Source organism: Desulfobacterales bacterium, from assembly GCA_030066985.1.
GTDB lineage: Bacteria > Desulfobacterota > Desulfobacteria > Desulfobacterales > JAHEIW01 > JAHEIW01.
Genome location: JASJAN010000051.1, coordinates 22,999 through 39,491 on the forward strand (window position 1 = coordinate 22,999; position 16,493 = coordinate 39,491).

At 45.2% G+C, this 16,493-nt stretch carries 21 protein-coding genes; 18 read left to right on the forward strand and 3 right to left on the reverse strand.

Going from position 1 to position 16,493, the window contains the following annotated elements:
- The first annotated feature begins 1 nt into the window (after position 1).
- The 7 genes from QNJ26_19785 (at position 2) to QNJ26_19815 (ending at position 4,474) form a co-directional block, all read left to right on the forward strand.
- A complete protein-coding gene (locus tag QNJ26_19785) occupies positions 2-730 on the forward strand; it encodes a DNA alkylation repair protein (protein ID MDJ0987793.1) in 729 nt (242 codons plus the stop codon).
- 118 nt (positions 731-848) lie between these two features.
- On the forward strand, positions 849-1,181 hold the full coding sequence (locus QNJ26_19790) for an antibiotic biosynthesis monooxygenase (GenBank protein ID MDJ0987794.1): 333 nt from the start codon (positions 849-851) through the stop codon (positions 1,179-1,181).
- A gap of 136 nt (positions 1,182-1,317) precedes the next feature.
- Positions 1,318-1,731 (forward strand): Ig-like domain-containing protein, encoded by a 414-nt coding sequence (locus tag QNJ26_19795; protein ID MDJ0987795.1) that lies wholly within the window; start codon positions 1,318-1,320, stop codon positions 1,729-1,731.
- Between the two features lie 47 nt (positions 1,732-1,778).
- Entirely contained in the window at positions 1,779-2,207 is a 429-nt protein-coding gene (locus QNJ26_19800) for a DUF4019 domain-containing protein (protein MDJ0987796.1), read from the forward strand.
- Positions 2,208-2,259: 52 nt separating this feature from the next.
- On the forward strand, positions 2,260-2,703 hold the full coding sequence (locus QNJ26_19805; GenBank protein ID MDJ0987797.1) for a gamma-glutamylcyclotransferase family protein: 444 nt from the start codon (positions 2,260-2,262) through the stop codon (positions 2,701-2,703).
- Positions 2,704-3,374: 671 nt separating this feature from the next.
- Positions 3,375-3,926 carry a hypothetical protein gene (locus QNJ26_19810; GenBank protein MDJ0987798.1) on the forward strand — a complete coding sequence of 184 codons (552 nt, stop codon included), beginning with the start codon at positions 3,375-3,377 and terminating at the stop codon, positions 3,924-3,926.
- Positions 3,927-4,069: 143 nt separating this feature from the next.
- Positions 4,070-4,474, forward strand: coding sequence for a tautomerase family protein (locus QNJ26_19815; protein ID MDJ0987799.1), 405 nt, complete (start codon positions 4,070-4,072; stop codon positions 4,472-4,474).
- Positions 4,475-4,520: 46 nt separating this feature from the next.
- Here the strand turns inward: QNJ26_19815 and QNJ26_19820 are convergent, their stop codons facing one another.
- On the reverse strand, positions 4,521-4,679 hold the full coding sequence (locus QNJ26_19820) for a cobalamin-binding protein (protein MDJ0987800.1): 159 nt from the start codon (positions 4,677-4,679) through the stop codon (positions 4,521-4,523).
- 174 nt (positions 4,680-4,853) lie between these two features.
- On the opposite strand from QNJ26_19820, the gene QNJ26_19825 reads away from it, so the two are divergent.
- The 3 genes from QNJ26_19825 to QNJ26_19835 all read left to right on the forward strand — a co-directional run bounded on the left by QNJ26_19825 (position 4,854) and on the right by QNJ26_19835 (position 8,921).
- Positions 4,854-6,083, forward strand: a complete 1,230-nt coding sequence (locus QNJ26_19825; protein MDJ0987801.1) for an MFS transporter — start codon at positions 4,854-4,856, stop codon at positions 6,081-6,083.
- A 142-nt stretch (positions 6,084-6,225) separates the two neighbouring features.
- Positions 6,226-7,302: a DUF1786 family protein gene (locus QNJ26_19830; GenBank protein MDJ0987802.1), complete on the forward strand. Its 1,077-nt coding sequence runs from the start codon at positions 6,226-6,228 to the stop codon at positions 7,300-7,302.
- 761 nt (positions 7,303-8,063) lie between these two features.
- Positions 8,064-8,921 (forward strand): amino acid ABC transporter substrate-binding protein, encoded by an 858-nt coding sequence (locus tag QNJ26_19835; GenBank protein MDJ0987803.1) that lies wholly within the window; start codon positions 8,064-8,066, stop codon positions 8,919-8,921.
- A gap of 217 nt (positions 8,922-9,138) precedes the next feature.
- Here the strand turns inward: QNJ26_19835 and QNJ26_19840 are convergent, their stop codons facing one another.
- The gene (locus tag QNJ26_19840; protein ID MDJ0987804.1) at positions 9,139-9,435 is read right to left on the reverse strand and encodes a hypothetical protein; all 297 of its coding nucleotides are present in this window, start codon (positions 9,433-9,435) and stop codon (positions 9,139-9,141) included.
- A gap of 154 nt (positions 9,436-9,589) precedes the next feature.
- Between QNJ26_19840 and QNJ26_19845 the strand changes: the two genes are divergently transcribed.
- Complete coding sequence (locus QNJ26_19845; GenBank protein MDJ0987805.1) at positions 9,590-10,417, forward strand: hypothetical protein; 828 nt, start codon at positions 9,590-9,592, stop codon at positions 10,415-10,417.
- Between the two features lie 120 nt (positions 10,418-10,537).
- Complete coding sequence (locus QNJ26_19850) at positions 10,538-10,732, forward strand: hypothetical protein (GenBank protein MDJ0987806.1); 195 nt, start codon at positions 10,538-10,540, stop codon at positions 10,730-10,732.
- 194 nt (positions 10,733-10,926) lie between these two features.
- On the opposite strand, the gene QNJ26_19855 is transcribed toward QNJ26_19850, so the two are convergent.
- Positions 10,927-11,514, reverse strand: coding sequence for a hypothetical protein (locus QNJ26_19855; GenBank protein MDJ0987807.1), 588 nt, complete (start codon positions 11,512-11,514; stop codon positions 10,927-10,929).
- Positions 11,515-11,900: 386 nt separating this feature from the next.
- Between QNJ26_19855 and QNJ26_19860 the strand changes: the two genes are divergently transcribed.
- The 6 genes from QNJ26_19860 to QNJ26_19885 form a co-directional block, all read left to right on the forward strand.
- Positions 11,901-12,341 (forward strand): Spy/CpxP family protein refolding chaperone, encoded by a 441-nt coding sequence (locus QNJ26_19860; protein MDJ0987808.1) that lies wholly within the window; start codon positions 11,901-11,903, stop codon positions 12,339-12,341.
- A 191-nt stretch (positions 12,342-12,532) separates the two neighbouring features.
- Positions 12,533-13,222 carry a response regulator transcription factor gene (locus tag QNJ26_19865; GenBank protein MDJ0987809.1) on the forward strand — a complete coding sequence of 230 codons (690 nt, stop codon included), beginning with the start codon at positions 12,533-12,535 and terminating at the stop codon, positions 13,220-13,222.
- On the forward strand, positions 13,212-14,528 hold the full coding sequence (locus QNJ26_19870; GenBank protein MDJ0987810.1) for a HAMP domain-containing sensor histidine kinase: 1,317 nt from the start codon (positions 13,212-13,214) through the stop codon (positions 14,526-14,528). The genes QNJ26_19865 and QNJ26_19870 overlap by 11 nt, the downstream gene beginning before the upstream one ends.
- Before the next feature lie 29 nt (positions 14,529-14,557).
- Positions 14,558-15,142: a methyltransferase domain-containing protein gene (locus QNJ26_19875; GenBank protein ID MDJ0987811.1), complete on the forward strand. Its 585-nt coding sequence runs from the start codon at positions 14,558-14,560 to the stop codon at positions 15,140-15,142.
- 234 nt (positions 15,143-15,376) lie between these two features.
- On the forward strand, positions 15,377-15,910 hold the full coding sequence (locus QNJ26_19880; protein MDJ0987812.1) for a hypothetical protein: 534 nt from the start codon (positions 15,377-15,379) through the stop codon (positions 15,908-15,910).
- 127 nt (positions 15,911-16,037) lie between these two features.
- A partial coding sequence (locus QNJ26_19885) for a hypothetical protein (protein MDJ0987813.1) occupies positions 16,038-16,493 on the forward strand: 456 nt, incomplete at its 3' end.

Sequence of the window (16,493 nt, forward strand, 5' to 3'; positions counted from 1 at the left end):
GGTGAGCGAAGACATTAAGAAACTTATCAAGACCGTTAATACAGAGCTGCAAAAACAGGCCGATGCCGCCTATCGCGAGCTGGTTCGCACGCGCTATAACATGAATGTCGATAACTTCTGGGGCGTGCGAACTCCCGCGATTCATAAAGTTGCCGGAATACATTATAAAACAATTAAAACCCGGCCTGTTGATGAACGCTTCAGCATTTGCCGGCAATTGCTGGAAACGGGGATCTACGAGCACAAAATTATGGCCTTTCGCTGGGCGTTTCTGGCTCGCAAAGAATATCAGAAGAAACATCTTGAAATCTTCAGCGGCTGGTTGAATACATATGTCGATGACTGGATTGATTGTGACGATCTTTGTATCCATGTCATCGGCGAATTTTTTATGATGTTTCCAGACACTGCAAAAACAGTAACGCAATGGACCCGCTCCTCAAATTACTGGGTGCGACGCGGTGCCGCTGTTTCACTGGTTTTGCCGGCACGCAAGGGGCAGCAGAAGGCATTGGTATTTAAAATTGCCGATCTACTGCTTGACGATACAGAAGATCTGATACGCAAAGGCTATGGCTGGTTATTAAAGGAAGCCAGCAAAACCTATCCTGATGACGTATTTGATTTTGTGATGGACAGACAAGATCGGATGCCCAGGGTGTCCTTTCGGTATGCGATTGAAAAGCTGCCCGAGCAGATGAGGTTAAAAGCAATGGGCAAGGGCGGGTGACGTCGGTAAATCAAAAGACGCAAAATCGCGGTGCCTGACGCACAGTGCCAATCATGTTTTGGCGGCGAATTCTATTTCATTGGCCCCATCCAACCCTATGATCGAATAGAGGATATCAATGTCTGCAATAGCCAACACACCGGAACCGCCATATTATGCTGTCATATTTACATCCCACCTGACGGAATCTGACAGCGATTATACCCAAACAGCAGAGCGGATGGTTCAACTGGCTTCGCAGCAACCGGGATTTTTAGGTGTGGAGTCCGTCAGAGATGGCATGGGCATTACCGTTTCATATTGGTCAGATACTAAATCCATCAAAGCATGGAAGCAAAACACCGAACACCTGGTTGCACAAAAAAAAGGTCGCGATGTATGGTATCAGAAATTTAAAATTCGTATCGCCAAAATTGAACGCGACTATGGTTTCAGCAAGGGGTTTGAATAAATCAAGAAAGATATTCGTAAAGGTGCCCCAAGGTTTTAATTAACTCGTGGACTACAACTGTGTGCTTTGACAAGCGTATTCATCCAGTATAATCTTTTCAAAACGGATTAAAACCTATCACTTGAGGAGATGCCACATGCTGCGGAGAATGTTTTTTTTGCTGGTCGTAATGGTGACGATAGGTGATGGAATGGTTCAAGCTGAGAGCCAGATATCGGTGGATTCGATGCCGCCTGTTGTCGTTCGTACGGTTCCGCAGGCAGGAGAGATGGCTGTTGATCCCGCCCTCACAGAAATCAGTGTCACCTTTAGTAAAGAAATGCTAACACAGGAAATGTGGTCGTGGGTGATGATATCCAAAGAATCCTTTCCCCGGATCACGGGTGACATCAAATTTTTAGACGATAAAAGAACTTGCGTTGCACCTGTCAAATTGGAAGCCGGCAAAACCTATGTCGTGTGGTTTAATTCTAAAAATTATAATTATTTTAAGGACAAGAATCATAATTCAGCTATACCGTATTTGTTGGTGTTTGAAACCAAAAAATAAAATTATAATTATCCTTTTAGCAGTCATAATAAAAGGAGGGAAATCAAATGTGGCGGTCAAAGATGTATGCGGTAATTGGAACGGTTGTTCTGGGGCTTTGCTATTCATCTCTTGCCTTGGCGGATGAGGCCAAGGAAGCGGCTGCTCTGGAGGCCGCAAAAGCATGGCTGACACTGGTTGACAGTGAGCTTTATGGTGAAAGCTGGGAAACCGCAGCGGCGTATTTTAAAAGTACAGTAACCAAAGACTACTGGAAGCAAGCCTTACCGGCTATCCGCAAACTATTTGGCAAGCCGCTTTCCCGCAAACTCGGCGGAGTAACGTACACCACATCCCTGCCTGCCGCACCGGACGGCGAGTATGTAGTTGTCGAAATAGCGACAAGATTCGAAAAGAAGGAGCATGCTGTTGAGACCGTCATTCCGATGTTGGAAAGCGATGGGAAGTGGAGAGTCTCCGGTTATTTCATTAAATAGTCGCACGGAATTGTTTGCGCTATACCACCGCCAGCAGGATTAAAGGAAAAACATGTCAAGCGACCGCCTCGCAAATGTTTTCTTTTATGGGTCTTACATTAATTTCACGGTCCTCAAAGAAGCGGATATTAACCAACGGGATTATAAAGTTGGGCGTATCAACGGCTTTGAGCTGACCATCTCACCCCTGGCCAATTTAAGGCCCAAAAAGGACGGCCGTGTCTATGGCATTCTCACCCAACTGACCCATTCTGAATTAGATCGTCTGTATCAGGATCATGCCAAAAGCACATTAGGGGGCAACTATCTACCGGAGGCAGTCACCGTCTACCAGCAGAACGAGACCTGTGCCGCCGCGCTTTGTTACATATCTCATGATATGGCGGCGGAAAAAGCGGATCCGGCCTATATCGAGAGGATTTTAAAGCCGGCCACTGAATATGGGTTTCCTGAATGGTATCTGAATCATATCACCTCATTCTTGCATGAAAATTAATGAGATCTAATAATAAGTCATAAAAAGGAAAGATATCATTTTATCTCATTATTTTTCACCCTATGGGCGAGCCCGCCAGAGGCGGACAAGCCTCGGGCTTCCATCGGTCCGCCTCAGGCGGATTATTAAGGACGAGGCATCCGCCTAAGGTGGATAGCCTCGCCCTTAAGTGCCATGCATATGAAAGCCTCCAACTCGTGGAAGTTTGTGATTTTGAATCGTTTAAAACCATACGACTTCTTACTTGCATTAAAATTACTGAGAAGATAATTTTATTCAATATGACAACCAGTTAAATAAATTATAGAAGTTAAAAATATTACAAATCAATTATAATGGATGGAAATTGTTGCAGGACCTGAAACTGAATATTTTTAGAGGCATAGCGATCTTATTAACCCAATTGCCACTGATCCTTTTTCTTGGCGCCAAATATGATCTGCTTTTCGGGTTTAACCGTATGGATTCAGGATTCACCCTTTTGCTATATTTGTTTATCTTGGTCCCGCTTATCAATCTGGTTTGGCTGATCACCGAAATCATAGTATCTGTTAAACGCTTCAAATACCGGTCCAAAGCGTTATCTTTCCTGATGCCGTGCTTGGCGCTTTTCTTTTTTATAGAGGCCCTAGCTATAGATTTTTATTTAACAACGCAAGCGAGAATGTAATGTGAATGATTTTAGAAACATTCGAATATACTTGGTCTTCCTTGTTGTTGTCAGCCTGGTGATAATCGGTATATTCCAGCAAGTTTTTGCAAAGGATACAGCGACAACCAACACCTCCAAGCAATGTGTTCAGCGTGATGGCCTCACTTTCAACGGGGTCGGACTGTGGACAAGCCTGCCGACTGTATTAAAATTTTATGGTCAGCCGGTACGCATCGAACCGATGGCCAGCATTAACAAAGACCGCGTCAACACCCACTATTCTTATAAAGATATCAAACTGTTCATTTTTAATTCTACTGTTTGGCAAGTTGATATATTAGCCTCGGACATTTCCAGTAAGTCCGGTATCCGTCTTTTGAATGATATTTCGGCAGTTGAAAAAAGGTTAGGCGTTACACTACGAAATCCTATTTCCGGTCCGAACAATAAAATTAAATATAAATTTCCCATCTGTCCGCCTGATCCGCCTGAAGTTGAGGAATATGTGATACCTGTTTTCGATCAGAATAAACGGATTACAGATTTCACTGTTGTGGGTATAATGCCATAATCAAAAGGGGTACAAATTCTGTTACGCTCCCATCCATGATGTTGCCAAAACATAGAAGGCAGTTTTGGTATAAGGCCGCGCAGGATTCCCATCCATTTGATAAGCTACCGGCTTTTATGACTGCCAAAGGTTAAAGGAGGTGCATGATGCCGCTGGTCACCATAAGCTTATCTGAGGCATGGTCTGTCGAAGATCAAAAAAGTATCGCTGACGGTGTGCACGATGCCATTGCAGGGGTTGGTTTCCCGCAAAGGGATCGGTTTCAGAAGATTCATCGATTGTCGAAAGATCAATTTCTTTACGATGAGCGCCATCCGGATTTAACACAGCCGCGCACTGAAAAATTCGTCCTGGTTGAAATCACCATTTCATATGGCCGCAGCGTTGAATTCAAAAAGGATTTATTAACCCGGATCATCCGAAATTTAGAGAATAAACCGGGAATCGCATCCCATGACGTTATGGTGCTATTTATCGAGACCGCCCGGGAAAACTGGGCATTTGCCGGTGGGGTTCAATATTACGTAGAATCTGAAGATGGCCATTGAAGGTTAACGTTGTATTTGCCTTTTGTGCGATCCCGTATCACCGGATCTAAGATTTGGCCTTCCTCAAGGCAGCGCCTGCATCCGGCGCATAACCATCGGCACCAATTTCAGCGGCAAAAGAAGCTGTAACAAGGGCACCGTCAACCAAAATTTTTACCTGCTTACGGATACCGCCCGCAACCAGGGCTTCAATGGTCTTGCCCATTTTTGTGATCTCAGGATCTGCCAAGATTAAGGACAATCTTTTCTATGGCACACGCGGCTTTGGCCTGTCAAAATATAATTGGCACTTTAAGCCGCTAAAACATATGATGCTATGGAGCGGTCGCTTGACGGCGCTCAATCAAGACTTACCAAAAATCAAATCAGGGAGAATAAGGTGAATAAAAATCCTGCCGTGCACTGGGCCTGGCTGATTTTAGGGATTTGCTTTATGAATCTGTTTGTCAATTACTCTGTGCGGTTGGGGTATGGTGTTGTATTGCCGGAGATGATCCGTGACCTGGATTTTAGCCGGGCGGCCGCCGGCACGATATACAATGCCTATATTTTGACCTACATCAGTATCACACCGTTGACCGGTTATCTCACGGATCGCATCGGAGCCCGCAGGGTGATCAGCACCTGCCTGTTGATACTGGGCATCGGTGTGGTCATGATGGGAACGGTTCGGTCGCTGGGAACCGCCTGCTTTTTCTTTGGCCTCGCCGGTTTGGGATCCTCCGGCCTATGGGCTCCGGTAATTACACTGGTGCAGCGCTGGTTTGCATTTCATCGCCGCGGTCTGGCGCTGGGGATCCTTTCCGCCGGCTATGGTCTGGGATTTGCAACCATGGGCATCCTGTTTCCCCTGATCGTTGACACCTTAAGTTGGCACTACGCATGGTTTATCCTGGGCGGGATGGCCCTGATCATGGTGATCATTAACGCTACCTTTCTCAGAAGCGATCCGCAACATATCGGCCTTAAACCCTGGGGCCAAAAAACAGATGCGCCGGGCAAAAGCGGAACGCCGGCAGCAGATGAATCTAAAATTACAGTGCGTCAGTTGTTGAGAAACCGCCTGTTCTGGCTGATTGGTTTTTCATATTTTGCCATTGCTTACAGTCTGTATGGGATTACAACCTTTATGGTCGATTATGCCAAGTTCCAGCTTGGCCTGCCATTGGAAAAAGCCAGCCTGCTGGCAACGATCCATGGCATCGGCCAAATTGTCGGTGTCTTAACGGTCATGCCATTATCCGATTACCTGGGACGGAAAAAAACCATCATTTTATCAAATACGTTTATCACTGTAGCCCTGGTGGGGATTTTACTGGCCGGAAATTCATGGATCATGCTGTGTGTATGGGTTGGGCTTCTGGCTGTATTCTACGGCGTGACGTTTCCCATTTACGGCGCCATTGCCGGTGATTATTTTCCAAAGGATTCCCTGGGAACCGTTATCGGTGCCTGGACACCTTTTTACGGTACCGGTGCGATCATTACCCACTGGGTCACCGGAACCTTGCGGGATTCAACCGGTATCTACAACCACTCATTTGTCATTAGTGTTTTGATGGCTATTGTCGGCATCTTTCTCATGAGCCGGGTAAAAAATGACAAATGATTGAAGTGCCGGAGAGATCTATTCCTGATCTCTAAATGCAGTCGCTGATAATTTATGCCGCAGCCGAATTCTAAAATTTTCGATTATCTAAATTTCTACAATAAGTTTAATAGCATTGCGCGGCCAAAGGAGCCTGATTAATATGAGCCGTTTTTTGATGATTGATATCGGCGCCGGGACCATGGATATTCTGGTTTACGATACCCGGACGGATTTACACTACAAAGCGGTGGTCAAATCACCGGTGCGATTTATAGCTGAAAAGACAGCCGCTGTTTCCGGAAATCTTTTGGTGGTGGGCAATGAGATGGGTGGCGGTCCGATCACCCAGGTCCTTATGGAGCGTACCCGGTCGGCTGAAGTGGTGATGTCGCTTTCCGCGTCGGCAACCCTCAATCACGATGTGCAAAAAGTGACATCTTGGGGTATCAAGGTGGTTGAAGATGAGCGGGCCGATCAATTGCGACACGATAACGACTTTACGCTCGTCACTTTGAATGACCTTGAAGCCGGGCGAATCGAGAAAATTGTGACCAGCTTCGGCGTTCCATATACATTCGATGCGGTTGCCGTTTGTGCCCAGGACCATGGTGTGCCTGCGCCAGGTGTATCGCATCTGGATTTTCGTCATAATATGTTTACCGCATGCCTGACCGATAAGCCCTATCCGCATACATTGCTGTATCCATCCGCTCAGGTGCCCGACAGCATGAATCGTCTAAAATCGATTGCCGACACCGCCGGACACTTTCCGACTGATGAAATCTATGTCATGGACAGTGGCATGGCGGCTATTCTGGGCGCATCGCTGGATGGCCGCTGCGTCAATAAAGAGCGGTTTTTGGTGCTGGATATTGCCACCTCTCATACGGTGGGCGCTGCCATGAGCAACGATCAACTTGCTGGTTTTTTTGAATATCATACTCAGGACATTACGCTTGAACGTCTGGAACAATTGCTGCGGGATCTGGCCGATGGTAACATCAGCCATGAGCAGATTCTTTCCGAAGGCGGCCATGGCGCCTTTCTGCGGCAGGCGGTTGGTTTTAGCGCTATTGAAACCATCGTGGCCACAGGTCCCAAACGGAAATTGATGGCCGATTCTCAGCTGCCGATTGAATTCGGAGCTCCCTGGGGTGATAATATGATGACCGGAACCGTCGGCCTGTTGGAGGCCCTCAGGCGGCACAAAGGGCTTGAACCGATCACATATTTATAAACAGGCACGTAACCTAAAAAAGCGAATCAACTGTCTAATATTAAAATGTGACTATCAAAACGACCTAAACTTGACGCCGATCACTTAAAGTCTTTGAAAATGACTGCGGAGTGGCGGACATATCATATTCAAAGTACCGCAAAACGACCTCATAATCAGTTGAGTGCATTGGATGCCGGCGTTTAGATTCATTATCCGGTGTCTTCAGAATCAACCCGCATTGACCTGCTATCTTGACGACAATTGATCTGGCGATTTTTTCCCGAAAAGCCATCAGAGTTGCGGCCTTGAGCGAAGATCGGCTTGATCCGCTCCAGATTTGATGTCCGGTGCGGGTGTCGGTCAAATTAAGGATCACTTTCTTTCTGAATCATGACATCCGACGGTGCAAGCGCCTTGTTTTAATACCCAAATTAAAGAACGCATCACCATAATCTTCGAAAAACATAAACTAAGCGTATTGCCCATAGATCACACTAAATGGAGGCATGGCATTGTTTTTCGAATAAAATTTTAAGTCATCGCATGGCCTATAGGGATAAAACGGCTCTGTCATGTAATTTCGTAAGAGCCATTATCCCTAAACGTCATTTGTTTATCCTAAATTTAGTGCAAGGTCCTCAATATATTATTTAAAGATAGTTGCCAAAATGGGACAAATATTGCTGACCTCTGATATCTTAAAAAGACACCATGCAAGGGCAAACAAAACGAACTATCATCACTCCACTTTACTGACTATCGCAAAGGAGAAATCGATTATGAGAGGTTTACTGGGAATCATTTTGTTGATCACTTTTTTCGTAAGCCCGTTATCGGCTCAAGAACTGGAAGGAACGCTTCAACAGATTAAGAAATCTGGCCAGATAAGAATCGGCTATCGTGTGTCTGAGCCGCCCATGTCCTTTTTGGACAAAGAGGGCAACCCGGCGGGTTATTCAATTGATATCTGTAAGGACATCACAACCGCGGTTGAAAACAAAATTGGATCGAAGCTAAAGATTAATTATGTTCCTGTGACCGCTGATAGTCGATTCAAAGCCCTGATGGACAGCAAAATTGACATATTGTGTGGCTCAACGACGAAAACGCTTTCCCGCAGTGAACTTGTTGACTTCACACAACTGACATTTGTCACCGGTGCTTCACTGATGACCTTAAGAGATAATACGCACTTCGATTCTTCTGGTTTTGATGGGGCAAAAATCGGAGTCGTGAAAGGAACCACCACTGCCGTCGCGTTAAAAAAACTGATCGAGGAAACGTCAACGGATGCAAAAGTTATTTTATTTAATTCAGCCAAAGAAAGCATTGATGCATTACAAAAGAAGAAAATCGATGCCTTTTCTTCAGACCAGATCGTACTAATTGGTATAGCGCTGAAAGAAAATGATCCAAGGAACTTTGTCGTTAAGTCCGAAGTCTTCTCTTTTGAACCTTTTGCACTTGCCGTAAGGCGAAATGATGCCGATTTTCGCCTTGTAGCAGATCGCGTTATTTCCGAACTTTACCGATCGAAAAAGATCATTAAGATTTACGACAAGTGGATCGGCAAGTATACCGGGAAAAGGCTACCCATTTTCGATGCAATGATAAAACTTAATGCAACACCAGAATAAGGATTTGGCGAATATCTGTCTGTTATTGCGCAACAGTTGCAGTTGCTCAAATTTGCATCTATTACCGAAAGTGTCATACTTAGGTTTCATATCCTGTAGCCCAGAAACCGAACGAAAATACTCATGATGGTTTAGGGATTCTGAAACAGAGGTTGGGGAAGCACTCCAGCACAATTTCAACGACGCAATGTTATGTTAATGGGGCTATCCAGAAATTTTAATTAAAACCGCCGTTGCCCGAGTTTTCGCTCTGGCACTTCCAAAAATGCGGCCAATTTTGCTCATCAGTACAATCACCGACAAAACCGCCGAACCGTCCCAGATCGTGATCTCTGTCGATCACATAACCGTGGGGGGATTTTGCCGGTTTGGCCGGGGTTGAAGAAGCCTCCGGTTCATTCTGGGGCGCTGCCTGATTGGCGGTATCCGTGGCGGGTTGCCCATTATTTGACGGCGGGCTCGCGGCGCAGGCATATATCATGAGCGTCACAATCAAAGTTAGCATTACCTTCATATCAGCCTCCTGAATTCGAATGCTAGCTGTTTAACTTAAGGTCAGTTCGATCTTTGTAAAGCAATTTTTAGCAGGCACTACTTGCTGCTGCCCACGACGGTATTATTTTAAATGTCAGAAAAACTATGTTCAAACCGTTGAGGAGCTTATAAGAATGTCGCTTAACCCCATGATCAGCATACAGCTTACCGATCGAGACCTGGATTTTTTAATCGAGGCGGCAGCTTCAGGTGTCGGGGATAAGGCAAATTTAAAACAAATTCTCTGCAATGATGCAGATTTTCGCAATTCATTTGTCAGCGATGAGAAGGTTTTTAACAATTTGATCGCAGATGATGAAATTTTTTTGAAAATATCACCAGCTCTCTTTTTTGAAATCCTTTTGCACAATGCCGCCCGGACGCTTTCAAAAGCCAGTTATACGCTGGAGAAGACCCGCAACATGAACATCCCGGTCTTTGACACCCAGGATCTGGTTGAGCTGTTAAAAAATCAATCCATTGTTACCTACCTGGCAAATATGCTTTCGACCTTTACCCGGATTGAAAGCTTTGTGATAACATTTCGGGTGCGCACAGGCTTGTGGCGGAAAATACGATTCAATGACATGGACATCACCAGCTTGATTCATTTCAGCGAAGCGGTTAATGATGAATTTCGTCTCAGTTTGTATAAGCGCGTTGCAGACGTATGCCTGTTTATTCTCGGAATATTTCCGGAATATGCCGAGCGCAGTTATCGCTATCCGCTTTCGGGCGAAATCCGGCCCCAGATTGCAGCAAACGCCAAAATTAGCCCGGAGGAATACGAGCAGAAGGGCCAACAGTTTTATAGATTGGCAGCCGAGCATCAGGTTGCGGTTGAAATGGATTTATCGGATGTGTTCTGGGCATTGCATGAAAATTTTCAGAAAGCCAAAAAACCCCTGAATTTCATAGCGGATTATTATCTGACAACCAGGCGACATCATTTATTTGGTTGATAGTTGTGTTTGGTGTTTAGTATTTGGTATTTGGTGCTGTGCTTTGGGAAATTTCAGGATTTTTTACTAAACACAAAAGAGGTTTCATTTTTGAAACATTTTTCAAAGGAAGGTGACATTATGAGTAAAGTTAAAACCTTTGCTAGCCCGTTAAAGATATTTCATGCCCGAAAGGAGCTCGAAGACCTTGACGCTATGGTCAATAAATTCATCGAAGAAAAGGGCGTGCAGAAAGTTGTTTCCGTCAGCGATGCACCCACCACTGATGATACCGGCGCCACCATAGGTCTGATCCGCGTCCTGGCTTATGAATGAATGCTGATTTAAATCGTTTTAGCACTAATAAAACAAGCAGCCATTGCCAAAGTAGCCGATTATCCATACAGGTTGTCCCGTTGAGTCCGCCTTAGGCGGATTGAGCCCGTTAAAAAAGGAAAATGTCTGTTTTTAATTTCTTTTACCGGCAAACGGGCGAACGGGTAACGGGCTCAACCTGATTGAGACGGGTTCTAATTGGGTTTAGGGCTTCTATGTTTCTGAAATGTCTTCTTAAACTCCTCGCGCAAATTATCACGCCAGCGCTTAAATAGCGGTTTAATGGCTTCATAAAACGGGCTTTGCTTGGAAACGGTGACCTCCTCTGCCACCAGCACCGTGAAACTGGCGTGCTGGTCCTCAGAATGCCCTCCCTCTAGCCGCTCCAATTCAACGACCAAGTCGTTCTGGTCGTGCGTGCTGTTATGCGTACCGACAGCTGGTTTTGACCCTTTTGAAAAACTGCTGCGGCTGCTCCAGCAGATATAGCCCTCCTTGTATATGCCCATGACATAGTTTTTATCTGGATGCCGGGCCAGTTTAAAATGGCCGTCATCATTGGAGAGATCTTGATTGACCTCAATCGTGCGGGATGCAGCGGCACCATTGCTGTGGTGATCTTCGTACCAGCGAATGGCCACAGCCGCACCTTCTATTGGATACTGGGTTTCAGCATCCACCACGCGGCCGTTGATCATACATTTTGGCGCGCAGGCCGCCATGAAAAGGCTTAAAAAGATAAACGTCGACAACACTGTGGTTCGAATCGAAGTGGCCTTCATAATTCCCCCCCAAAGCCTTAGGAATGTAAAGCCGGTTCGGTTCAGCCCTATCCGGAAGCGGACAGGGCTGACTGAATCTTATTGTTTGTGATCTCCCCAAAAGTCTTTGTAATTCGAGGTACTTACCACAATTTAAATTAAGAGCCCGACAAAAAAGATGCACGCACACCCGAGAAGTCTCCTGCTTTCTTATCGGCACTAAGCGGTAAAAGTTTAGACATTTTTCATTATGATCAACTGTGAGCGGATTTTGCGGCGTTACAATCTGTTACAAACTGTTACATCGCAGAAAAGCATTCTGTTTGTATTCGAATTATATTTCAACCATCGATAATGTCTTTGTTTTTAAAAACTGATGCAGGTTGTTTTACAACAAAGGAGGAATCATGGTAAAAAAAGGTTTAACAATCACCCTTATCTGTGTTTTTATTTTAGGCGTACTGGTGTTCAATGGTTGCCGCTCGCATTCCCCAGACCATAAAGCGGAATTCATGGTGGATTACATTTCCGAGACCCTCGACCTGAACGACAGCCAGAGAGAGCACCTTGATGGGATCAAAGAAGAGTTTCTGGCCAAAGCCAAAGAGATGCATGCCAAGAAAAAAGCCATGCATGCCGAATTCAAGACCGAGTTGCTCAAAGAAGAAATTGATCAGCAACGAATGAAAGATCTCATGGCACAGAAGCGGGAACAGATGGCCGAAATAATGGATCTGGCGGTGGAGCGTTTGGCCGAGTTCCATAAAACCCTGTCAGCGGAGCAAAAGGAAAAATTGGTGGCGAAGTTGGAATGGTTTCATGAGAAACACAATCAAAAATGGCAATAAAAGCCATCTCAAAAATGCATCTAACACCCAAGGGCTTTGTTCCAAACCGATTCAAAATGCTCGAATACTAGCGTGTATGCTCCACTTTTGAATCGGTTTGCGCCTCGCCCTTGGGCGTTACCTACTATTTTTGAGACGGCTTTAAATCATTATCACTAAATACAGAATTAAAATTTCTATTTGGGCGAACCATGAACCCGACGATTCTGATCATTGATGACGATGCCAAGCTCAACAAGCTGCTCAAAGACTTTTTAACGGATTTTGGGTATGCGGTCATCACAGCAACCCATCCGGCCAGAGGTATAAAAAAGCTCAAGCAGGCATCCCCCGATCTCGTGATCCTGGATATCATGCTGCCGGAAATGGATGGGTTTGAGGTTTGCAGATTGATTCGCCAGACCAGCAGTATTCCCATCATCATGTTGACCGCCAGAGGCGAGGTCACCGATAAAGTGGTCGGGCTGGAGCTGGGCGCTGATGATTATCTGGCGAAACCCTTTGAACCCCGCGAACTGGTGGCCCGAATTCAGTCTGTGTTACGGCGCACCCAGCCGTTCGGAGATAATCAAGTGCTCACCTTTGATCGGTTGACCATTGATCTGGATAAACGCATTGCCTCGCTGGATGGCAACCCCGTTGACCTGACAACCAACGAATTTACGGCCCTGGCACTGCTGGCCAGAAACGCCGGCAAAGTATTGAATCGGGACCAAATTCTGCAGGAGCTGCGTGGTATGGATTGTGATGCCTTTAATCGCTCGGTTGATATTGCTGTCAGTCGCCTGCGTCAAAAGCTAAATGATAATCCAAAATCGCCCGAATTTATCAAAACGATTTGGGGCAGTGGATATGTATTTATAGGAAAAAATGCGGATTAATTTTTTTAATAGAATCATACGCTCGGTGTTCACCAAGCTCTTGGTGGTGATCATCTTAGCCGGTATTTGCATCAATTTGGTGGTGGTTGGGTTTTTCGTTCACCTTCGTGATGCTTTCGTCGGCCCGTTTCATAAAAATGTGGTTCAATACCTCAATTATCTGATTGCCGATATGGGCACCCCGCCTACCTTGGACCACGCGCGCGAAATCGCCCGACAGTCCTATTTGGAAATTCGTTACGAAAGCCCGGATCTCAGTTGGACCACTTCCGATGCCCTGCCAGCAGATATCAAAGGCCGGTTTCGCAGCTGGCACCAAAATCCCGATATCCGCTTTGGCAAATATCGGGGCCGACATATCATTGAGGTCAATACAGAGGCGGGCCGCTTTATTTTCGGTGCATCGCGTCATCTGCCGGTCGAACGGGAACGACGCCGGCTGTTTATTATTGTGCTGGTCCTTTTAACGGCAATTCTGACTGTTGCCTTTTTTATCATTCGCCATATTTTAAGACCGGTAAAATGGCTGAACACCGGGGTGCAGGAAGTCAGTCGCGGGAATTTAAAACACCGGGTGCCGCTGAAAAAGTCCGATGAGTTACGGGATCTGGCAGAAGCTTTCAATAACATGACCGATCGTATTCGGGATATGCTGCACTCCAAAGAGCAGCTGCTTTTAGATGTCAGCCATGAACTGCGAACCCCGCTGACGCGCATGAAAGTGGCGCTTGAATTTTTAGCTGACAGCCAGGCCAAACAAAGTCTTCAAGGTGACATCGAAGAAATGGAGAAAATGGTCAGCGAAATTCTGGAAACCGCCCGCCGGCAGCATAAATATGAAAATTTAAAAAAAAAGCCCACTAACCTGACCGATTTGATAAAGCAAACAACGTCTGCTTTTGAGAACCAGCCGCCGGGTGTTAAAATTGTGGATTTTCCTTCTGAAATTGAGGTCGAGATAGACCCCGAACAGATCAAAGCCGTATTTGAAAATGTACTGAATAATGCCATTAAATATAGCGAAGCGGACAGCAAGCCTGTTGAGGTGACCTGTGAGTTGCAGGCTTCATATGCCGTCATCCGGATCAGGGATTATGGCATTGGAATTCCGCCAGAAGACCTGGCCCATATTTTCGAGCCGTTTTATCGGGTGGATAAATCCCGCGCCAAAGACACCGGGGGGTATGGTTTGGGGTTAAGTCTATGCAAGACCATTATGGAAGCCCATGACGGTAAAATTGAGGTGCAGAGTACGCAACATGAAGGCACGACCGTATCTTTGCATTTACCTTTACTTCAAAGTTAGTGTTTTATTAAATCATCAAAGGACTGACAATGACAAAACATCCTGCCAACAAACCTACGGGGGCCGGCAAAAGCAGCTTTGGGCTGATTGATACGGCAACCTTTTTTCAAGAGCTTGATTTAAAAGAAGACATTACCTTTTTGGATGTCGCCTGCGGCCGGGGTGCCTATACACTGGCCGTTGCCGATATTATCGGTAACAACGGTCAGATATATGCGGTTGATTTATGGGAAGAGGGAATTGGTATCTTAAGCGAAGAAGCTGCTTCAAAAGGGATTCAGAATATTACGACTTTTGTCAGCGATGTTGCACAGCACATACCCATTGAAGATGATTGCGTGGATGCCTGTCTGATGGCAACCGTGTTGCATGATCTGGTGGCAGATAAAATCGATCAGCAGACGCTCAAAGAAATAGTCAGAGTGATGAAACCAGGAGGTACGCTGGTCATTGTTGAGTTTTTTAAAAAACAAGGACCACCGGGGCCCCCGAAACCGGTGCGGCTGTCGCCGGAAGAAGTGGATCAAATGCTAACGGTCCATGGCTTTCAGCAAAAACGCTATACAGAAATTGGGCCAGATAACTATTTACAGATTTTTTTAAAAAGAGAATAAGACCTGTTTAATCCCCTCAAATCACTTGCACCCAGCAAAGGTTCAATTTTATATCCCATTACGATCAAGTCCCGTTTTACCCAATGATGATCTCATCTTTTACCTGTAAAGTTTTCCCTTTTTTAAGCCGATAAACATTAAGAATGTTTATGAATATTGGTCTTGATATGATCCGCAATGAATAGGTCGTTTTTCGGGGAACAATTTGCTGAAAATAGACCTGACAGTTAAGCTATGGCAACTCAAAAAATGACATGTCCTAAATGTGGCCGCCAACAAACCCCAAATGCTGAATGCATTCAGAGCGGTGTAATTATCGAAAAGTACGGTGCCAAACCCATAAAACGGCGCGAATCAGCTTTCAGAGTAGATCATCAGACCAAGAGTAGACAAAAAAAACTGAAAGCATTAGGCAAAGTCTTCATTTTCGTTATCATCTCTATTCCGGTAGTTTTTATGGTCCTTTTCTTCTCTGCGTTTCTGCCACACGAGATTAAAACTGAAGAGCATTTAGACTCTGTCAGTTGGTTGCCGCCCAGTGCCACCGATATTAGTTACACCAAAAGAGGCGGTTTCGGATGGATAAAAAATTATACATGTTCCCTTTCTGAAGAGGATTTTTATTGGCTTGCGGCAGAAGAGGGTTGGAAATTGCAACAAGATGGGAATATGCTGTTCTATGAAAAACGACACCCGAATGGCGGGCATGTATCGGTAATTTATAAAACGGATTCAAAACGCCTGTCGGTTAATAGCAGTCATCGATAATTAATATTGCAATAACTTTCTGAAGAGACACTGTAGCCAGTGTTCTTGGAAATCATGCTGTTATAATAGAAACTATTATCTATTGGTAGTCCCTGATCACAGGGACCATCATTGAACAAAAGCGTTTATGACACCTTCTAATTTAATCAAATACCAAATTCTTGCTTCGATAGTACTACTCATCTTCATTCCGTCGAATGCGCTGGCATTGGCCGGCATTGGCGAACATGATACGACCTTTCATTACAATAAATACACGCAGGTTCGTTGGGAACATCCTGGTCAATTTTGCATTCGGGACGGTGACAGATCAGATTTACATTGCCTTAAATTCGTAAGGGAGAGTTACGAAGATTTTAAAGGACTGGAATCATCCCTGGAAGAAATTAATGTGCCTATAGATGAATCATCACCCTTTATCATTGCCAGGAGATCGAGCGACAGCAAATGGCTAATTTACGATCTTGAAATTGAACAGCATTTGGTCAGGGGTGTATCGTATAACGAAGCGCTGACCCTATGGCTATCAATGAATTTATTTGAACCTAATTTTGTTGATACCATCAACCCTGAAAAATTTTTG